This window comes from Rhodopila sp., from assembly GCF_035548095.1.
Lineage (GTDB): Bacteria > Pseudomonadota > Alphaproteobacteria > Acetobacterales > Acetobacteraceae > Rhodopila.
In genome coordinates this window covers 154,178-173,721 of the sequence record NZ_DASZUV010000002.1, presented here as the reverse complement: position 1 = coordinate 173,721, position 19,544 = coordinate 154,178, and the positions used below count along the sequence as shown (strand labels likewise).

At 66.6% G+C, this 19,544-nt stretch carries 18 protein-coding genes and 1 tRNA gene; 12 read left to right on the top strand and 7 right to left on the bottom strand.

Annotated elements, in window-relative coordinates; genetic code table 11:
• From VHC04_RS03045 to purH, 4 genes are all read left to right on the top strand, one after another.
• On the top strand, positions 1–1,239 hold the full coding sequence (locus VHC04_RS03045) for an RsmB/NOP family class I SAM-dependent RNA methyltransferase (protein ID WP_325677811.1): 1,239 nt from the start codon (positions 1–3) through the stop codon (positions 1,237–1,239).
• A 183-nt stretch (positions 1,240–1,422) separates the two neighbouring features.
• Positions 1,423–2,985 carry a heparinase II/III family protein gene (locus VHC04_RS03040; RefSeq protein ID WP_325677809.1) on the top strand — a complete coding sequence of 521 codons (1,563 nt, stop codon included), beginning with the start codon at positions 1,423–1,425 and terminating at the stop codon, positions 2,983–2,985.
• A 23-nt stretch (positions 2,986–3,008) separates the two neighbouring features.
• On the top strand, positions 3,009–4,160 hold the full coding sequence (locus VHC04_RS03035) for a glycosyltransferase family 4 protein (protein WP_325677807.1): 1,152 nt from the start codon (positions 3,009–3,011) through the stop codon (positions 4,158–4,160).
• Entirely contained in the window at positions 4,157–5,731 is a 1,575-nt protein-coding gene (gene purH / locus VHC04_RS03030; RefSeq protein ID WP_325677805.1) for a bifunctional phosphoribosylaminoimidazolecarboxamide formyltransferase/IMP cyclohydrolase, read from the top strand. The genes VHC04_RS03035 and purH overlap by 4 nt, the downstream gene beginning before the upstream one ends.
• Before the next feature lie 104 nt (positions 5,732–5,835).
• On the opposite strand, the gene greB is transcribed toward purH, so the two are convergent.
• The gene (gene greB / locus VHC04_RS03025; protein ID WP_325677803.1) at positions 5,836–6,375 is read right to left on the bottom strand and encodes a transcription elongation factor GreB; all 540 of its coding nucleotides are present in this window, start codon (positions 6,373–6,375) and stop codon (positions 5,836–5,838) included.
• Between the two features lie 159 nt (positions 6,376–6,534).
• Here greB and VHC04_RS03020 point away from each other — a divergent pair, with 159 nt between their 5' ends.
• A complete protein-coding gene (locus VHC04_RS03020) occupies positions 6,535–7,533 on the top strand; it encodes a hypothetical protein (protein ID WP_325677801.1) in 999 nt (332 codons plus the stop codon).
• On the opposite strand, the gene VHC04_RS03015 is transcribed toward VHC04_RS03020, so the two are convergent.
• Positions 7,516–8,973 (bottom strand): glycosyltransferase family 2 protein, encoded by a 1,458-nt coding sequence (locus VHC04_RS03015; protein ID WP_325677799.1) that lies wholly within the window; start codon positions 8,971–8,973, stop codon positions 7,516–7,518. The two genes, VHC04_RS03020 and VHC04_RS03015, sit on opposite strands and share 18 nt — an antisense overlap.
• A gap of 150 nt (positions 8,974–9,123) precedes the next feature.
• Between VHC04_RS03015 and VHC04_RS03010 the strand changes: the two genes are divergently transcribed.
• Positions 9,124–9,546, top strand: coding sequence for a hypothetical protein (locus tag VHC04_RS03010; RefSeq protein WP_325677797.1), 423 nt, complete (start codon positions 9,124–9,126; stop codon positions 9,544–9,546).
• A 226-nt stretch (positions 9,547–9,772) separates the two neighbouring features.
• On the opposite strand, the gene VHC04_RS03005 is transcribed toward VHC04_RS03010, so the two are convergent.
• A complete protein-coding gene (locus tag VHC04_RS03005) occupies positions 9,773–11,299 on the bottom strand; it encodes a trypsin-like peptidase domain-containing protein (protein WP_325677795.1) in 1,527 nt (508 codons plus the stop codon).
• Between the two features lie 223 nt (positions 11,300–11,522).
• Between VHC04_RS03005 and VHC04_RS03000 the strand changes: the two genes are divergently transcribed.
• Both VHC04_RS03000 and VHC04_RS02995 read left to right on the top strand, forming a co-directional pair.
• Positions 11,523–11,597 (top strand) — tRNA-Thr (locus VHC04_RS03000).
• Positions 11,598–11,774: 177 nt separating this feature from the next.
• Positions 11,775–12,023, top strand: a complete 249-nt coding sequence (locus VHC04_RS02995; protein ID WP_325677793.1) for a hypothetical protein — start codon at positions 11,775–11,777, stop codon at positions 12,021–12,023.
• Between the two features lie 191 nt (positions 12,024–12,214).
• On the opposite strand, the gene VHC04_RS02990 is transcribed toward VHC04_RS02995, so the two are convergent.
• Entirely contained in the window at positions 12,215–13,189 is a 975-nt protein-coding gene (locus tag VHC04_RS02990) for an SDR family NAD(P)-dependent oxidoreductase (RefSeq protein ID WP_325677791.1), read from the bottom strand.
• A 100-nt stretch (positions 13,190–13,289) separates the two neighbouring features.
• Here VHC04_RS02990 and VHC04_RS02985 point away from each other — a divergent pair, with 100 nt between their 5' ends.
• Positions 13,290–13,784 carry a hypothetical protein gene (locus VHC04_RS02985; RefSeq protein WP_325677789.1) on the top strand — a complete coding sequence of 165 codons (495 nt, stop codon included), beginning with the start codon at positions 13,290–13,292 and terminating at the stop codon, positions 13,782–13,784.
• 92 nt (positions 13,785–13,876) lie between these two features.
• Here VHC04_RS02985 and VHC04_RS02980 read toward each other — a convergent pair whose 3' ends face one another.
• Positions 13,877–15,643, bottom strand: coding sequence for a tetratricopeptide repeat-containing glycosyltransferase family protein (locus tag VHC04_RS02980; protein WP_325677787.1), 1,767 nt, complete (start codon positions 15,641–15,643; stop codon positions 13,877–13,879).
• A gap of 212 nt (positions 15,644–15,855) precedes the next feature.
• Between VHC04_RS02980 and selD the strand changes: the two genes are divergently transcribed.
• Both selD and VHC04_RS02970 read left to right on the top strand, forming a co-directional pair.
• Positions 15,856–16,914 (top strand): selenide, water dikinase SelD, encoded by a 1,059-nt coding sequence (gene selD, locus VHC04_RS02975; protein WP_325677785.1) that lies wholly within the window; start codon positions 15,856–15,858, stop codon positions 16,912–16,914.
• A gap of 200 nt (positions 16,915–17,114) precedes the next feature.
• Positions 17,115–17,429 carry a hypothetical protein gene (locus VHC04_RS02970; protein ID WP_325677783.1) on the top strand — a complete coding sequence of 105 codons (315 nt, stop codon included), beginning with the start codon at positions 17,115–17,117 and terminating at the stop codon, positions 17,427–17,429.
• Between the two features lie 100 nt (positions 17,430–17,529).
• Here the strand turns inward: VHC04_RS02970 and VHC04_RS02965 are convergent, their stop codons facing one another.
• Complete coding sequence (locus VHC04_RS02965) at positions 17,530–18,369, bottom strand: mechanosensitive ion channel family protein (RefSeq protein WP_325677780.1); 840 nt, start codon at positions 18,367–18,369, stop codon at positions 17,530–17,532.
• 280 nt (positions 18,370–18,649) lie between these two features.
• On the opposite strand from VHC04_RS02965, the gene VHC04_RS02960 reads away from it, so the two are divergent.
• Complete coding sequence (locus VHC04_RS02960) at positions 18,650–19,030, top strand: PRC-barrel domain-containing protein (protein WP_325677777.1); 381 nt, start codon at positions 18,650–18,652, stop codon at positions 19,028–19,030.
• A gap of 123 nt (positions 19,031–19,153) precedes the next feature.
• Here the strand turns inward: VHC04_RS02960 and VHC04_RS02955 are convergent, their stop codons facing one another.
• Positions 19,154–19,534, bottom strand: a complete 381-nt coding sequence (locus tag VHC04_RS02955) for a hypothetical protein (protein ID WP_325677775.1) — start codon at positions 19,532–19,534, stop codon at positions 19,154–19,156.
• Positions 19,535–19,544: the final 10 nt, after the last annotated feature.

Below are 19,544 nucleotides of genomic sequence, written 5' to 3'. Positions count from 1 at the left end.
ATGGCCGATCCGACCCGTACTTCCGCGTTTGACCTGCTGACGGCCGTCCTGGACCGGCGCCGCCCATTGGAGGAGGCGCTGGACGCCTTGCCGGCGCAGGACGCGCGCGATCGCTCGGCGGCCCATCGTATCGCCGCCACCGTGCTGCGGCGCCTCGGCACGCTGGACGCCGTGCTGGAGCCCCATTTACGGAAACAGCCGCCCGACCCGGTGCGGATCGTCCTGCGCATCGGCGCCGCCGGCCTGTTGCTTCTGGATACACCCAGCCACGCGGCGGTGGCGACGGCCGTGGCGCTGGCCCGAACCAAGGGCCTGGCTCCATTCACCGGCCTGGTGAATGCCGTGCTGCGGAAGGTCGCTTCCGCCGGGTCGGCCGCCCTGGCCGATCTGGACTCGCCCAGGCTGGACACGCCGCCCTGGCTATGGACCGCCTGGGGTGCGGATGCCCGCGCGATCGCCGAGGCGCATCAGCACGAGGCGCCGCTGGATCTGACCCTGAAGCCAGGTGTGGCCGCGCCGGCTGGGGGCGAATGGCTGCCCACGGGATCGGTGCGGTTCCCCCCCGGCACGCCCGTCGCCGCCATCCCCGGCTTCATGGCCGGCGATATGTGGGTGCAGGATGCCGCAGCCGCCTTGCCCGCCCGGCTTCTGGCCCCCCGGCCGGGGGAGGCGATCGCCGATCTGTGCGCGGCGCCGGGCGGCAAGACGGCCCAGCTTGCCACGGCCGGTGCCATGGTCACCGCCCTTGACAGGGACCCGCAGCGGGTGAAGCGCCTCAGCGGCAATCTCGATCGATGGGGCTTGCGGGCCGGCATCGTCACCGCGGACGCCACCACCTGGCGCCCGCCGGCGCTGCTGGATGCCATCCTGCTGGACGCGCCCTGCAGCGCGACCGGAACGATCCGGCGTCATCCCGATGTCGCATGGCTGAAACGGCCGCGTGACATCCAGGCGCTGAACCAGGCCCAGGATGCGCTGCTGGCTGCCGCCGTGGCGATGCTGCGTCCCGGTGGGCGGCTGGTCTATGCGGTGTGCTCCCTGCAACCGGAGGAGGGCCGGCCGCGGATTGCCGCCGCGGTGGCACGCGGCGGCGTCCGGGTCGACCCGTTCCGGCCGGAGGACCTGCCAGGCCTGCCCGAAGCCATCACATCCGACGGGTTCCTGCGCACCCATCCCGGGCTTTGGGCCGCGCGCGGCGGCATGGACGGATTCTTCGCCGCGCGACTGGTCCGCACTTGACGGATGCCTTGTGCATCCTCGCGGCCACTGTCTAGAACGGGGCATGTTGTGTCATGCCAGAGTGAGCGCATTCGAGTCGCGAAACGATCTGTCCGGCCGACCGGTTTCCCCCTTTGTTCCTTGCGTGGCTGCATGACTCCCCCGCCGGTGCCTGGAAGATGGTTGCGCGGTGCGCGCCGGGCGATGGCACGCCTGCCGAACCTGCGGATGGGGCGGGTGCCGGACGCGCCGGCCCTTTCGGTCCGCGATCCCTGGCCCGGCGACGGCGACCGCGGCGCCCGGCTGATCAAGGGCGAGCTGGAGGTCGGTGGCGCGGTTCAATACCTGCAACAGGGTGCCTGGCACGCGCTGGGCGGGTCGCCGGACCTGCGGGCCGGTGCGCACAGTTTCAGCTGGCTGCGTGACCTGCGCGCGCTGGGCACCGACGCGGCCCGGCTGAAGGCGCGGGGCCTGGTGGCGGACTGGATCGCCAATCCGCCCCCCGACCCCATCGCGCACCGCCCGGACATCGTCGGCGCGCGGATCACCGCGTGGCTGGGCCACTACGACTTTTTCGCCGCCACCGCCGATGATGCGTTCCGTCAGCGCCTGATGGCGCGGCTGGTCTCCGATGCCCGCGGTCTGTCCGCGGCGTTGCCGGCCGAGGAGCTGGACGCCAGGGCGCTGACCGCCCTGAAGGGCCTGATCGCCGCCGCCGTGGCGCTGCGGGAGCAGGGCGGCTTCCTGGCCCGCGCCCTGCGCTTCCTGCCGCAGGAGATTACCCGGCAGATCCTGCCGGATGGTTGTCACGCGGAGCGGAGTCCGGCCGCCCAGCTCGCCGCGCTGCAGGATTTGACGGAAATGCGGGCGTTGCTGCAAAGCGCGCAGACGGCGCCGCCGCCGGCGCTGACGGGGGCGATCGACCGGATGTCCCCGGCCCTGCGGCTGATGCGGCACGGCGATGGCGGTCTGGCGCTGTTCAATGGCACGCGGGAGGAGAGCGACGCGCTGATCACTCTCGTGCTGAACCAGGCAGGCCGCGGCGGCCGCAGCCCCTCCTCGTTGAGCGAGGGCGGGTTTCATCGCATGCAGGCCGGCCGTACGGTGCTGATCGTCGACTGCGGTGCCCCGCCTCCGCCGGGTGTCGACCGCCGCACCCATGCCGGAACCTTGTCGATGGAAATGTCGGTCGGCCGCGATCGCCTGATCGTGAACTGTGGTGCCTTTCCGGCCGGGCCGCCGGAATGGCGGGACGCGTCCCGCGCCACGGCCGCCCATTCCACCCTGGTGATCGCCGACACCAACAGCAGCGAATTGCGGCCGGAAGGGCTTGGGCGCCGGCCGCAGGTGGTGGACGCGCAGCGTCAGGAAGCCGCCGGGGCACATTGGCTGGACGCCTCGCACGACGGATGGCGCAAGCCGTTCGGCGCGATCCACCGCCGGCGGCTCTATATGGCGGAAAGCGGCGAGGATGTGCGCGGCGAGGATCTGATCGAGTCACCCGACCCGCAGCCTTTCACCCTGCGCTTCCACCTGCATCCCGACGTGCAGGCCAACCTGCAGCAGGATGGCGCGACCGTGCTGCTGCGCCTGCGATCCGGCAGTTTCTGGCGTCTGCGCGCCGATGGCGCGCGGTTGACGCTGGAGGACAGCATCTACCTGGGCGGCGCCGAACCAAGGCGTAGCGAGCAGGTCGTCCTGACCGGATTCGCCGATGGCCCCCAGCAGGTGAAATGGGCGCTGAGCAAGGTCGAGCGGGCGGGGTAGGCGGCGTACGCCCCGCCCACGTCATGAAAATCATCGAGATCACCAACGTGGATTTCTCGCTGCGGCATTTCCTGCTGCCGTTGATGCGGGTGATCCGTGACGCCGGCCACGAAGCGGTCGGCGGATGTGCCGAGGGACCGCTGCTGGACGGGGTTCGCGCCGAAGGGTTCCGCGTCATCGCCGTTCCGTTTGTCCGCCGCGTGTCGCCGCTGGCGCACATCAAGGCCTTCCGGGCGCTGGTGGCGGTCCTGCGCGCCGAGAAGCCGGATATCGTGCATGCCCATATGCCGATCAGCGGCTTCGTCGCGCGGCTCGCGGCGTGGCGCGCCGGCGTACCGGTCATCGCCTATACCTGCCATGGCTTCCTGTTCAATCACCGCGATTCCTCGCTGCCGCGGCGCGCTGCCTCCTTCATCATGGAGTTTATCGCCGCGCGGGTGACGGACGTCTTCCTGACCGTCTCGGAAGCCGAAGCGCGGGACGCGCGACGCCTGGGCATCTCCCGCAGGGCGGTGGCGATCCGCAACGGCCGCAATCCGGCGGTTTTCCATCCCGACCCGGCGGCCCGAGCACGGATCAGGACGGCGCTGGGCGTGCCGGATGACCGGGTCGTGGTGATCGCCGTGTCCCGGCTGGTCTGGCACAAGGGCTACCCGGAGCTTGCCCGGGCGATGGCCCAGGTGCCGGAGGCCGAGTTGTGGGTGGTCGGTGAACGGCTGGCGACCGACCGGGGCTCGGATATGGCGGCAGCGCTGCGCCAGGCCGGGCTGGGTGACCGGCTGCGCCTGCTGGGCTATCGCGAGGACATTCCCGATCTGCTGGCCGCCGCCGATATCTTCACCTTGCCCAGCCGGTTCGAAGGCCTGCCGATGTCGGTGATCGAAGCCATGCTGACCGGTCTGCCGGTGGTCGCCACCCGGGTCCGCGGCCCGGATGAGCAGGTGGTGGAAGGCGAAACCGGTCTGAAGGTCGCCGCGGGCGATGCCGCGGCGCTGGCTACCGCGCTGGGACGGCTGGTGCGCGACGCGGCCCTGCGGCGCCGGCTGGGTGAGGCCGGCCGGGTCAGAGCCCTGGAACTATATGATGAATCGAAGGTCCTGGGACGGACCCTGGACCTGCTGGGCCTGTCGGTCTATCCCGCCGCCTTCGCACACGACCAGGACACGCCGTCATGACAGACCTCGTTCCCATCCGCCGCGCGCTGATCTCGGTGTCCGACAAGACCGGCCTGGTGCCGTTCGCTCAGGCCCTGGCCGCCCGGGGTGTGGAGATTCTGTCCACCGGCGGGTCCGCCCGGACGCTGCGCGAAGCCGGGGTGCCGGTGAAGGAAGTATCCGAGCATACCGGCTTTCCGGAGATCCTCGACGGCCGGGTGAAGACGCTGGTGCCGCAGATCCATGGCGGCATCCTGGGCCGGCGCGACCTGCCGGATCACCTGGCGCAGATGCGGCAGCACGATATTGCACCGATCGATCTGGTCGCGGTGAACCTGTACCCGTTCGAGGCGACGGTGGCGAAGGGGGCGGCCTATGACGACTGTGTCGAAAACATCGATATCGGCGGGCCAGCGCTGATCCGGGCGGCGGCCAAGAACCATGATTTCGTCGCGGTGCTGACCGATCCGGATCAATACAAGGCCGCGCTGGCGGAGATCGCGGCATCCGGCGGTACCTCGCTGGCGTTGCGTCGTCAGCTCGCCGGCGAGGCCTATGCGCGTACCGCCGCCTATGATGCGGCCATCGGAGCCTGGTTCGCCGGCCAGCAAGGCCTGGTATTCCCGAAGCGCCTGGCGATCGCCGGCACCCTGAAGCAAACGCTGCGCTACGGTGAGAACCCGCACCAGGCGGCGGCCTTCTATACGGCCGGCCGGCGTCGCGGCGTCGCGACGGCGTTCCAGGTGCAGGGCAAGGAACTCTCCTACAACAATTTCAACGACACCGACGCGGCGTTCGAATGCGTCGCCGAGTTCGATGCTCCCACGATCGCCATCATCAAGCACGCCACGCCTTGCGGCGTGGCCTCGGCGGAGACGCTGGCGGAGGCTTGGGACGCGGCGTTCCGCTGCGACCCGATTTCTCCCTATGGCGGCATTGTCGCGGTGAATCGCACGCTGGATGAGGCGGCGGCCGAGAAGATCGCGGCGATCTTCACCGAGGTGATCATCGCTCCGGACGCCAGCGACGCCGCCAAGGCGGTGGTCGCGCGAAAGAAGAACCTGCGTTTACTGCTGACCGGGGGCATGCCCGATCCTGCCGAGGGTGGTGTGACCTGGCGCGGCCTGGCCGGCAGCTTCCTGGCCCAAACGCGGGACAACGGGCGGGTGACGGCCGATGACCTGAAGGTCGTGACGAAGCGCGCGCCCTCCGCGGCGGAGCTGGCGGACATGTTGTTCGCCTTCCGCGTCTGCAAGCATGTGAAATCCAATGCGATCGTTTACGCCAGGGATGGTGCGACGGTCGGCATCGGCGGCGGTCAGCCAAACCGGGCGGATTCGGCACGCATTGCGGCCTGGAAGGCGGAAGAAGCCGCGAAGGCCGCCGGTCTGCCGCACCGCCTGACCCAGGACAGCGTGGTCGCCTCCGACGCGTTCTTCCCGTTTGCCGATGGGCTGGAGATCGCGATCGCGGCGGGTGCGACGGCGGTCATCCAGCCGGGCGGATCGATCCGCGATGCCGAGGTGATCGCCGCCGCGGACGCTGCTGGCGTGGCGATGGTGTTTACCGGCATGCGGCACTTCCGGCACTGATACCAAGCGGCATCGATGCCGCCGGTCCCCGCCGGTCGTTGCAGTCATGGCCGGGGGGCTCGCAGCCGCAATGCGTTGCCGAGGTCGCGGCGGTCCATGCAGCCTCAGACAGCGGCGGCGCCGTCCACGCCGGGATAGTGGATCGCGAGGACTTCCAGCACGTCGAAGCCGCGGGGCGTGCGCACGCGGACCTCGTCGCCGGGCCGGGCCTTCAGCAGCGCCAGGGCGACGGGCGAGCCGATGCTGATCTTGCCGGCTTCCATATCCGCCTCATCGACGCCAACGATCGTCACGGTGACTTCGGTGTCGCGTTCCGCCGCATAGTAGGTGACCGTGGCCCCGAAGAACACGCGGTCACGCTGCGTCTGCTGTGCCGGATCGACAACCTCGGCATGGGCAAGCCGGTTGGCCAGGAAGCGCAGGCGGCGGTCGATTTCGCGCAGCCGCCGCTTACCCTCCTTGTAATCGGCGTTTTCGCTGCGATCGCCATTGCCGGCCGCCCAGGCGACGATCTCCACAACACGGTGCCGCTCCGCCCGTCGGGCCGCCAGTTCGGCGGTCAGCCGCGCATGGCCAGCGGGCGTCATGTAGAATTTGGCGCCCGGCAGGCGTGGCGGGCCTTCGTCCTCGTCATCGACATTCATGACCGGAGCTTTGCCCTGTGCCGGCGGGGCTCGGCAAGCGCGCTTTGCCGGCCGGATGAACCACGCTACCGTAAGGCGGCTTTTGCACCGACCATCATGCAGCCTGTCTCCCGCGTGATCGATGGCGCGTCCGGCCGCTCCCACAGGCGGACCTGAGTCATGTCCTACCCGGTTTTCCCGGCATCCCAGGCTGTCCGCCGTCCCGACCGGCCGGACGTCCTGGGGTACCTGTTCAACGATGGCGGGTTGAGCAATCAGAAGATGGCGCTGGCCGGCTTACTGCTGACCGCTGCCGGCAAGCATCTGCCGGTCACGCTGCCGTATCTCCACATCAAGGACCATCGCGGCACGGCCGATGCGCTGGCGCGGTTCGGTGACATCTATGACCTGGCATCGCTGCGTGGCTTCACCGACCGCCATGGGCTGCGGATTGATGACGGGCCGCCTGCCAGCGATCCCGGCGGGTGGCCGTACTTCTTCGCATTCAGCCAGTTCCTGGCCATTCCCAGCCTGCCGGAGGTGGCGCGCATGGCGCTGGATGCGCTGTCCGCGCTGCGGCCGAGGATGGATGCCCGTCCAGAGCTGTCCGCGCTGAAGGGGTTCGTGCTGTGCACCCTGGGGGTGCGGACGGTTCTGCAGTTGCGGATCGAAAGCGACTGGCCGGACTATGCGTCGGCGCTGCAATCCGCCCATGGCGTCTCGGACGACGTCGGTATCGACTTTCCCGAGATCCTGCGCCGGGTCGCCAACACGTTTCCCGGTCTGGGCATGGCCTATGTGACCACCGACGAATCGATCCTGCCCGTCGGGAAGGACGCAATCCGGGCGATGGCCTTGGACCGGTTCGGTATCCGGCTGATCTGGAAAAGCGATCTGATCGCGCTGTCCGGCTTCAACGCACTGGACCTGTCGATCCTGGATTTCGAGCTCGCACGCGACGCACCGCGCTTCATCGGCCAGTCATTCTCCAGCTTTGCCAACCTGGCCTGCCTGGAGAAATTCGCCCGGCAGCGGCGACCGGTCCGCGGTCATTTCATTTACAACCATCCTGGCGACACGGTCAGGGAGCGGTTGGACAACGGCCTGGCATCAGCATCGCCGCAGGTGGTGACAGCCAACTGGACCGACGGGCTATGGATGTCAGCCAATGCCGCGTAGCGCCGCGGGCGTGAGGGCGTCTGCCTGCAGCGGCGGATCCTCGCCGGTGGGGATGCCGTAGACTTCGACCTCATCGATGTCCAGGCAGCCTTCGCCCGCCAGGCGCAGCATGACGAAGCGCGCCCTCGTCCCCGTGGGAGATTTGATCACCAGGGCCCCGTCATTCGGACCCGGAATGGCGCCGGCGTGACGACGGATATGTGTCCAGGCGCCGCCGTCAACGCTGGCCAGTATCTCCAGCGCGGGGGCCGGCGCTGCTGCTCCGGTTTGCGGGTTGCCGCCGAAAAGACGAATGGAGTCGATCTGGTGCACCGCCAGCAGATCGACGATCCACCACGGGCGCTCCTCCGGCGCCGTGCGGAACCCGGACAGGCCGCGTATGATGCCGTCATTGGCGGCGCCGCCGTTCCGGTTCCCAGTCCATCCCTCGGCGGACCATCCCTGGACAGGTTCGTCGGATACTGAACTCGCCCATGCCGGTTTGCGAAGGGCGACATTGGCATGGGCAAAGGAGGGATGGGTTGAAGGCGGTTCGCCCGGTTGCGGGCCAAGGACCAGGCCGGTCTGGGTGTAGCGATGCCAGTATGCCGCCAGGTAGGGATCGTAGACCTGGTTCAGTTCCGCCAGTATCTCCTTGTGCAGTCCCGTTTCATAGGTTTCCCGCCAGAATTCGCGGTTGGAGAAGCCGCCGCGGCGCCAGCGCCGCATGAAGTCCCCTTCGGACTTGAACTGGTAATGAGCGATATAGGCGCGCGCCAGGATATCGGGGGTGAAGCCGGGGCGGCTCAGGAAGGGGCGGGCGGAATTTGGAAAATCCGCTGAGTATCCCTCGGTTGAGCCGTTCAGGACGTCTCGGCACCGCACGCCCGGCAGGTGATAATTGTCGAGGAAATGCCAGAACGCGCCAAACCCGTCGTCCAAGCCCTTGCGGACGGCGGCGGCATCGATCGCCGCAGAACGGCACAGCATCTTCGTGTGCGGATTGATGAAGTGGGCTCGGAACAGGTACGTCATCAGCGCGGATCCGGCCGAGCGATGCTTGCGGAAGGTGTTGCCGAAGACGGCCCAATGGAAATAGAGGCAGTCGACGTGGTCCCGATAATCGCGCATGAAAACGCCGATGTCGTCGATGTCTTTCAGGACGATGAATTCATCGATGTCGAGAAAGCAGAACCATTCCGTGTCCTGTTTGAATGTCGCGAGGAAGTGCAGGTAGATGCGGCGCTGGTCACCCAGGACAGGCCAATGCCGGAACGTCACGAACGGGTCCCGGCCATACAGGTAGGCCGACACGGCGGAGAACAGAGGCGCGGGATCGTCGTCGTTCGAATAGAGATAAATATGATCGAACCCGATGGCGCGGTGATACTCGATCCATTCGCGGATGTACGCTTCTTCCCACCGCGCGCAGGCGACCAGGGCATAGGTATGGCGAGGCATGGCGTATCCCTGCGCTCCGTCCGTCCGGGTTTAGCGCGGTGCCACCAGCAGTGCCAAATGAGGCTTTACACACATACCGGATTACACGGAAAGGTTGCAACAGCGGCCGGATTTTGCTAAGAACATATAAAGAACATAGGGGCCGGCACGATGGATGATGAATGGGGCGCGGCGGGCGCGGCCGAGGCGAATGTCGATGACACGGCCCGGCGGCTGATCAGGGCGGAGCAGGTATCCTGCCGCGCGGTGATCATCCCAGAGGGGGAGGATCCGGTGCCATCCTTGAGGGAGGCCGGGATCATCGAACCGGTCTCGATTCCGGTCGGATGGGCGGTGGATGGCGCCACCGCCATATCGATGGGCGACGGCTGGACGCCGGGGATGCCGGCGACATTCCACCCCGACGACGATCCGGCCATGGAGGACGTCCAGGCGGCTGGTGTGGACTCCCCAGGGCGTGCGCAAGGGTCTGACGGCGGCGATCGCAGGCTGCCGCGCACCGAGACGGTGATGCTGCCGGAGGCTTTCGGCGCGCGGCCCTTCGCGCCGGTCCGCCGGCCGGTGCGGGAATAGGCACTGGTCGGGGAGCGGCCATGTCTCGGGCCATGTCTTGGCCCATGCCTTGCGTCGCCGCATGATGACGGGCGGTGTTGAGGCTGAGCGTTCCGCCGTTTCCTCCCGCCGTTTCAAAGGGCAGCCGACGCAATCCGGAGGGGTTGCCGCGCGCGGAGCCGGCTTTACAAAAAGACCCGTCACCCGGCTGTCGCCGAATGACGGGCCAAAACGTCGGCTTGGGGGGTTAACCCTGGCTGTTCTGCTCCAGGGTCACGCCGACGAAGGCGGGCTGGCCATTGCGGATGATTCGCAGGGCCAGTGCTTTGTTGCCACCGCTCATGGCGCCCTTCAGCGCCTTCACGGCTTCGCCTGGCGAGCCGACCGCTTCGGTGTTCACGCCGACGATGACGTCACCCGGCTGCAGGCCGGCGGCCTCGGCGGGCGAGCCAGGCCGGACGCGCTGCACAACAGCACCTTTGGTTCCGTCCGGAACGTCGAGCTGGCTGCGGGCCTCAGGCGACAGCGGCGCCAGCGCCACGCCGAGCTGGCCGCGCGACGCACCCTGGGGGCCGGTGTCATTGCTGGCGACCTGCTCGTTCGGCATGGTGCCGACCTTCACGGAGATGTCCTTCGTCTGGCCGTCACGCAGGATGGTCAGGTTCGCGTCCTGACCAGGCTGGACGCTGGCCACGTTCACCGCCAGCTCACGCGGGTTGGCGATCTTTACCCCGTTCACGGACTGGATCACGTCGCCCGGCTGCAGGCCGGCCTTGGCCGCCGGGCTGTCGGCTGACACACCGGCCAGCAGTGCACCCGAATTCTCCGGCACTTTCAGGGCCTTGGCTGTCGCCGCCGTCACCTGCTGCGCCTCGACGCCCAGATAGCCCCGGGTCATGTGGCCGGTCGTCTCAAGCTGCGCTGAGACCGTCTTGATCATGTTGGACGGGATGGCGAAGCCGATACCCACCGACCCGCCGCTGGGCGAGATGATCGCGGTATTCATACCGATGACCTTGCCGTCCTGGGTGAACAGCGGACCGCCGGAGTTGCCCTGGTTGATCGGGGCATCCACCTGGATGAACTGGTCGTATGGGCCCGCGCCGATGTCGCGGCTGACCGCGGACACGATACCGGCGGTCACGGTGCCGCCCAGGCCGAACGGATTGCCCATCGCCACGACCCATTCACCCGGCTTCACGTCGCGGGAGTTGCCCAGCTGGATGAAGGGCAGCGCCTTGTCGGATTTCACCTTCAACACTGCAATGTCGGTGCGCGGATCGACGCCGATCACCTTCGCAGGCAGCTCGGTGCCGTCATCGAGGGTCACGGATACGCTCTTGGCGCCCTTCACGACGTGGTTGTTGGTGACGATCGTCCCGTTGGCATCAATGATGAAGCCGGAGCCCCGCGCTTCCATTGCGCGCCCGGGTTGCTGGGGCATGCCACCATTCGGGATCATCTGGTTGAACGGGAACGGCAATTGCGGCATGCGGCCCTGGCTCTGGCCGTCATCGTCACCATTATCCTCCAGCGCGGCGGGCGTCGCCTTCATCTTGGAGGTGATGGACACCACGGCGGGCTTCACCTGGGAGACCAGCTTGGTGAAGTCGGGCAGTTCATGCGCGGCGGTGACCGCGGGCGCGCCTGGCGGATTCACCGGCGTGGCGCTGTCGGCCCAGGCCGTGCCAAGGGCGAGGCCGCCGAGACTCGTGCCCCCCAGCAGAACAGCCGCGAGGGCCGCGCGACGCCAGGGGCGGTGCTGCTTATCCATTCTGTTTGTCTCCGTCGTCATCAGGACCGTGCGTTGATGTGTGTTACAGACAACGATGAAGATAAGGCACCGTTGTTAACCGTTTCCTGGACAGAGCGATTAAACCGCCGTCATGTGTGTTACGATACCGTAAGTTACTTATGGGGTGGCGCGGTGGACGTCCGTGATGCTCACAGGGGGAGATTGCGGCGCCAGGCCCGACTTCGCTATACGGATGCCGGATGCCGGGTTAGCACAGCGGTAGTGCAGCGGTTTTGTAAACCGAAGGCCGGGGGTTCAAATCCCTCACCCGGCACCAGCCGAACGCACTGGTTTTATTGTTTTCCTGGGAATCGCACGCCTGGAAAGCCCGTGGCCGGCGAAGATGACGGGCGTACCAACCCGATATTTTTTCCGTTTGATTGCCCGCAACCGGGGCCCTGCGGCCTGGCAAGTCGGCTCACTGCTGGCGCATCAACCGGGAAACCTGTTGCGCATGAAGACGTTCAGTCGGGATGCGCAGGAGAAAATCACGGACCGCATCAGGGTGCTTGACGAAACACTGTGGCCGACCGTGCCGGATGACGTCATCAAGGAGGCTGAGACGGGCGCGCGCGTCGAACCGTGTTGGATTGTTCGACAAGGCAACGGCCACGTAGTCGTGGTTGAACAAGGTCCGGGCAGCCCGGACACGGCCACCGGAGACATAAGCTACATAGCCGAGATTGCTCCCCGTCAGGCGTGACGCCTTGCACGGCCGGGTCGTCAAAGCGGTCGCGCGGCGCCGGCTTCGTGAGCCACCCGTCCTTCGATCCTTGCGCAGACCAGCGGCATCCGAAACCTCAGCCACCGAGTTTCGTTCCGATGCCGCGCGGCCTTCACGTTCCAGGCGCTACAGCTCCGGAGTCGCTACGGTTCCGGACCGGTTGCCGATCCTCACAGGGCCGTCATGCCGCCATCCACGAACAGCAGTGCACCGGTGACATAGGAGGCATCGTCGGAGGCCAAGAAAAGGATTGCGGCGGCGACTTCCTCCGCCCGGCCCGGACGCTTCATCATGGTGCCTTGCGCGGCCTTGGCATTGTACTGCTCGACGGTCTCGCCGGCCGCTGCGATGCGGCGCTGATGGAACGGCGTGAAGATCGGACCAGGACCGACCGCGTTCACGCGAATGCCCTCGGGGGAGTGGTCGGCGGCAAGCCCGCGCGTCAATCCCGCAATCGCCGCCTTGGTGGTGTCATAGAGAAGGTTGCCACCGCCCGCGATGACGGACCGTACGGAGGCGACATTGACGATGGCACCCCCGTTGTTGCGGCGCAGCAGCGGAATCGCTGCCTTGGCACAGAAGGCGTAGCTCATGAGGTTGACCTGCAGGATTTCGTTCCAGCTCGCCGCGCTCGCCTCGTCGATCTTCTCGTATTTACGGATGCCGGCATTGTTGACGAGGATGTCGAGGCGGCCGAAGGTCTGCGCGGCGCCGTTGACGAAGGCGAGGCATGCGGCCTCGGTCCCGACATCGGCCTGTGTGAAGGCAACCTTGGCGCCGGCGGCCTCAAGGTCGGCGGCCACGCGCTGGCCGCGCTCACCGTCCCGATCACAGAACGCCACGCGCGCGCCCTCGGCGACAAAACGCCTGACTGTCGCCTCACCGATCCCCGAGGCTCCGCCCGTTACCGCTGCAACCTTGCCGTCTAGTCGACCCATCTTTTCCTCCTGCTGTCGCGCCGCGAACCGCGCATTCCCGACGGACATACCATTCCGCGGATACGCCCTGCTGGTCCGGCCCTGGGATTCCAACCTTACCAGACCGCGCGGAAAACCCCGAAATCTGCCCCGAGATCGGTCCCGAGATCGGCCAGCGTCGAGGGCCGGACGCGGAGCATCGCCGTCGTGAACATCCGGGCGCGGCATGCAGAGACTGACGAAGGACTGTGGGGGAGTCGTGGTGTAATCTGGGCGGAATCAGCATCTTGTGAGTGAACTCTCTTGCGCGGTGGCAAGTTAATCCGTCATGAAGACGCTCACACATACGGCCCTTGGCGGCCTGGCTGCCGTCCTCATATCGATCGGGGCGGCGGCAGCCAAACCAACCAGCGAAGCGCGGCCGGCGCACGCTTTTCCACGGTTGAGCACAACCGACGGTGCGCCTGTCGAAATGGCGCCTCATCCTGGCAGCCCCGCTGACGGCATCGCCCGCCGCCTGATGGCTCGTGAAATCGAGCATGCCAAAGCCAGCGGGCCGGCCCCGGTCGTACTGGTGGCCATGGCCCGGTTGAACGACCAGGATGAACTGCTGTTTGTGCAACTCCAGTCATCCAGCGAATGCGGGTCCGCCGGCTGCAGCATCATGGCGTTCAAGTATGTGGACGGGGACTGGGTCAGGACCGTGGACACGGTGGGCGGCATGGTCCGGATCGCAACCTCCCGTCACCGCGGAATGCCCGACCTGATCGTGAATCACAGCCGGCTCGTCTGGAACGGCGCCAGATATGTCGACCTCGGGTAAGGGGACGCGTAAATTGGACCACCCTGGGCGTCCGCCGCGCCTGGCAAAGGGACGACGGCGCCCGATCGCCGGGATCATGATGCAGCCTTCGTTCACCCCGCTTGAGGATGTTCGGGCCGTGAAAGCGCAGCGCCGACCAGCGCGCGCCGAACCTGATCGAGCACGCTGGCCCAGTCGTTCAACCTGGGCTGGCGAAACTGGCGCAGTGTCGGGTACCAGGGACTGTCCGAGCGGTCGAGCAGCCAGCGCCAGTCGCCGCCGAAACGGTTGAGCAGCCAGACAGGCCGCCCGACCGCGCCGGCGAGATGCGCAATGGCTGTATCTACCGTGATCACCAGATCGAGCGCGCTCACCAGCGCCGCCGTATCGGCGAAATCGGCAAGCTCCGCCGTCCAGTCCACAAGCGGCAGGGCCGGCGTGCCGGCCGCGTCCTTTTGTAACGACACCCATGTGACATCGGGAACGGCCGCCAATGAGCGCAGGAAGGCAGATGGAATGGACCGCCGGCGATCGTGCTGGTAGCGGGCACCGCCGGCCCAGCAGAGTCCGACCGCCTTCCCTTGCAGGGCCTGGAGCCGCGGCCGCCATGCGTCGGCCGCGACGGAATCCGCGGACAGATACGGAATGTCGGCGGGGATCGATTCGAGAGTCGTTCCGAACAGGTGTGGCAGGTCCAGGATCGAACAAGCGACATCGGCGGGTGGGGCGATATCCTGCGGAACCACCTCGACATCTCCCGGCAGGGTTGCCAGCAATCGAAGCAGTGGTTCCGGGGCAGCAATGATGACGCGTCCCCCGCGTATCAGCGGTGCATATCGGCAGAACTGAATCACATCGCCCAAGCCCTGCTCCGGCCGTATCAGCAGGGTACGGCCATCGAGGGGCGAGCCGTCCCACTTTGGTGGAAGCGGTGGCCGGACCAGCGCTCCCCGTATCCGGTGACGCCAGGCGAATCCGGCCCATCCCCGTGTCAGGTCCCCGCGCAGAAGATGGATCGTCCCCAAGACAAAATGAGCATCCGCATTGTCCGGCTCGATCCGCAGGGCGGCCTCGGCCTCGGCCAGCGCGGCGTCGAGGGCGCCGGCATCGCGAAGCGCCGCGGCGAGGTTGGCGGCAATCGTGGCAAGGTCGGGCCGGAGGCGGCGCCCGGCGGTGAGGCTGGCGACAGCCCCGGCCACATCGCCTTGCGTATGCTGAACCAGGCCCAGATTGTTGAGCGCCATCGCGTCGTCCGGCGCCAGGTCCAGCGCCGCCCGCAATTCCGCCGCGGCTTCATCGAGCTGGCCCAGCTCGCTCAGTGAGGCGCCAAGCGCGACGCGGGCCGCCGCGTTTTCGGGCTGCAGTGTCACCGCATGGCGCAGCTCGATGACGGCTTCGTCGAGCGATCCCCGTTCGCGCAGCAGAAAGCCGAGTGAGGATCGCACGACTGCCAGTTCCGGCGCCAGACGCAGGGCGTCCCGGTAGGCGTTCACCGCCTCGTCCAACCGGTTCAGCAGGACCAGGGAGTCGCCCAGGGCGGCATAAGCAAGCGGATCGTCAGGATCGAGGAGGGTGGCGCTGCGGATGGCGCCCCGCGATTCGTCCAGATGCCCGCATGCCCGCAGGGCCAGTCCCAGATCGAGGTGAATCCTGGCATCATCCGGCCTGGCGCGCATGGCCATGCCCAGGTAGGCGATGGCGGCGGGTGCACGATCACATTGGAGAGCGAGCAGGCCAAAACCATGCAGCGCGTCGGGATGGTCCGGCGCTTCATCGAGGATGTTCCGATATCCCCGTTCGGCATCCATGAGACGGCCAGCCCGGTGATCGGCCGCGGCTTGCTCGAATGCCCTGGCCAGCCGCCGAAGCTTGGCGCGCATGTCATTCCTCCGCCTGGTCAGGCGCCAGTTCTAGCGTACTCTCCTGCCACGCCGCGCACGTGATGTCCGGATCGCGCCTGCGCCCCTTGTTCCGCCTCGCGGGCTGCCGGATCTATCCGGCTGGCGGCCTGTGAGCCATGGTTGACCCCAGCCCCGCGCCGTCAGTGGCCAACCAGGCCGGCGGAGGAGCGGTTATCAAGGAGGCATGTTCGATGAATGATGTTCGGCCGATCGATCCTCCGATTCGCCTGACGGAACTGGCTCATGGCGGGGGATGCGGCTGCAAGCTCGCGCCGGCTGTGTTGCAGCAGCTTCTGGTCCGGCAGGCCGGCGCGATGTTTCCGCAGCTTCTCGTGGGCCACGAGACCGCTGATGATGCGGCCGTCTGGCAGATTTCGGATGAACTCTGCGTGATCGCCACCACGGATTTCTTCATGCCCATCGTCGATGATCCGCACGACTTCGGGCGCATCGCGGCAACCAACGCTATCAGCGATGTCTACGCCATGGGCGGCACCCCGATCTTCGCCCTGGCTATCCTCGGCATGCCGCTAGGCAAGCTGCCGGTTGATGTCGCGCGGCGCATCCTGGATGGCGGCGGCGCGGCCTGTGCCGAGGCCGGTATTCCGGTGGCCGGTGGCCATTCCATCGACACGGCCGAACCGATCTATGGGCTTGCTGTCCTGGGCACCGCCAAGCCGGAGCATATCCGTCGGAACGCCGGCGCCCAGCCGGGAGATGCCTTGATTCTAACCAAGGCGATCGGGGTCGGCATCTATGCGAACGCCTTGCGCAAGGGGGAACTGAACGCCGAGGGCTATGCCGACATGCTCGCTTGTACCACGACGCCGAACCGCGTCGGCGCAATGCTTGGAACGCGGGCGGACGTGCATGCCATGACGGATGTCACAGGTTTCGGCCTGCTCGGCCACAGCCTGGAACTGGCCCGAGCCAGCGGGATAAGGCTGCGTGTCGAGGCAGCGTCTGTGCCGCTTCTGAAACAGGCGGGCGGGTTGGCCGAGGCCGGCCACGTTACCGGGGCTTCCCATCGCAACTGGGACAGCTACGGCGCGGGCGTCACTTTTCCCGAACACTACGCGCTGTCGATGCGTCATCTGCTGACGGACCCGCAAACATCGGGCGGGTTGCTCGTGGCATGCGAGGGCGCCCACGCCGCGGCCCTGCTGGCATCGATCCGCGATGCAGGCTGTCCGGACGCGGCGGTGATCGGACGCGTGGTGGGTGGGTCGCCGGGTGTGGAGATCATTTGACAGCGTGCCGGTATTCCCACCATTCCTTTCGTGCGGCGGCCCTCCTGTCGTGCCGCACCGCGGCGACTGCGCGTGCGCGAGCCGCCTGCCGCCGCCTGCGTTGCCGGTTTCCAACGTCCAGAGCCCGCTCGCGACAGAGCGGCAGCCAGCAACCCGATGACGGCTTGGGCGTTGCCGTCAGCAGATGCAGGGAGTCCGTGATGGTGAAGCCGAACGAGAAGGCAGCCGACCAGCGCGACCTCGACTGGGAGCAGACCTCGGCAGTGGATCCCCATCCAACCTGGCGGCCGGTTGCCGAACGGATGGAGATGGAAGCGCCGCATCGACGGGGATTTCCGCTACCGCCGCTGGGATATCCGATCAGCGAGGATGCTATCGCGCATTGGTTCGAGCAGACGTTCAACCGCGTGCCGCGCGACGCGGAAATCGGCACCATCCTCGACGCGATGGCTCGGCGCGATGCCGCGCAACCGGCCTCGGACCCGCCCTCGGAGCGCGTGTTCGAGGACAGATAAAGGGCCAGACAGGCAGAGGCGCGGCTAGCGATGTAAATCACATCGCGCAACGTTCCGGTGGAAGCCGTGACGGGCGGTTCCGCGCCCGCAGCGCCACGGTTCAGACATTGGCAGCGCTTGCTGTGGCCGATTGGTTTCGGCCGGCTGCCGTGGCATCCATCGCATCGTAAACGGCCTGGATGACATCACTCCTGGCTGAAGCGATCGTCATCCCATCCGCCGGGACAAAGGTCAGGACGATCTCCAGCGCATCGTTGGTGGCATTGCGGTCCAGCAGGACGGCCGGAGGAGGTTCCGCCTTCACGGCCGGCAGCGACAGGGCAATGGTTTCGATGTCACGGCAGGCCTTGGCGGGGTCCCGCTCCGGCAGCCGGAACCGGATTTCCGCTGTCGTTGCCGGACGGGGATAGATGCTGAAATTCCGCAGCGGTTGACCCCAGACGCTGCCATTCGGAATGATCACCTGCACCGCGTCTGTCGTCACGATCTCGGTCCAGAACAAGGACAGCTCTTTTACCGTCCCGTCGACGCCGCTGACCTGGACGTGATGGCCGATTCGGAACGGACGAAAGATCAGCAGCATGACGCCGGCGGCAAGGTGCGACAGCGTTCCTTGCAAAGCCAGGCCGATGGCCAGGCCGGCCGCGCCGATGACCGTGACAAGGCTGGTGGTCTGGATGCCGAACTCCGACAGGACCGCCAGCAAGGCGATTGTCAGGACGAAATAGCGGACAATGTTGCTGAAGAAGGTCTTCAGCATGCCGTCCAGATGTCCCGCCCGGTTCAGCGACCGGATCGCCATGGCCTGCGCCCAGCCGGCGATCCAGAAGCCGATGATCAGAATAAAGATGGCCGCCAGGACATGCAGGGCGTTGGTTATGATCAGCGGCAACATCAGGCGGATAGTGGCCAGCCAATGCTGTGGGTCTTGATCAAGCATGGGGGATGTAACCCTTGCCGCCTGACCCGGTTCCCGCCACGGCGCCATCGTAACCGTGCTGCAAACTGACCAAAAAGTCAGCCTGGAGAAACCAGCCCCAGAAAAAACCAGCCAGAAAAAAGAGGCCTGGAAAAAGAGGCCTGGAACAAGAGACCTGAAAGCGAACGCGGGCCGCGCGCGCGAATGTCAACCGATGGTCCGGAAACCGCGTCCGCCTGTCCCTGGTTCAGAAGGCGTCGCGTCCCGTCGGCGCGAACATGCTGTCAAAGGAGGTGGAGACATGGAAAGACCGCTTCAGCAGAACGCGGACGTGGAAGCTGATGAGACCGCCAGCCTGATCGCGTCCGACAAGGTAGAAGGGACCTCGGTCTACAACCATTCCGGTGAGAAACTCGGGTCCGTCCACAACGTCATGATCAACAAAATCTCCGGCCAGGTATCGTACGTCGTGGTCAGCTTCGGCGGATTCCTTGGAATCGGGTCCGAGTACAATGCCGTCCCGTGGAAAAAGCTGACCTTCAATTCGACCATGGGCGGATATGAGATCGACGTGCCGCCGGAGCGTCTGCAAGGCGCGCCGCGTTATGCGGCCGGCGAGGAACCGTGGGTGGATCCGCTCTACGGGCGTTCGGTCGACGACTATTACGGCCTGACACCGTAGGCGCGGACACGGCAGAGGCGGCAGAGGATGCCGGCCTGCTCAGGTCAGCATCCGGTCGCCTGATGGATCAGATGATCATGGATCAGATGATCGAGCCTGCCGGCGGCGCCGCCTTCTTTCTGCTCAGTACCACCAGCCCGGACCCCAGGGCCCGAAGTCGATGGCCGTCATCTGATTCATCTGGGCGGTCATCGCCTGTTCGTCGGTGATCTGCCGGGCGAAGACCTTCTCACGGAAACTGCCGTACGCCGCCTGATTGCCGATATAGATGCACATGCAGACTGTCGGATCCGCGTAGACATAAACCACCGTGTCATTGCGAACCTGCCGGATGAACTTGTGCGGCGGCAGCGTTCTCATGGCCGCTATCCGCTGCGGCGTATTGGCCGGCACCAGCGTAAAGCCCGACGCTGCCAGCAGGTCTTCCTTTTGCTGTACGGCCTGGGCGCAGCCGGTCAGCGTCAGCAGCAGGGTCGTGACGGAAACAATGGAGCGGATGCGCATCTGAAAATCT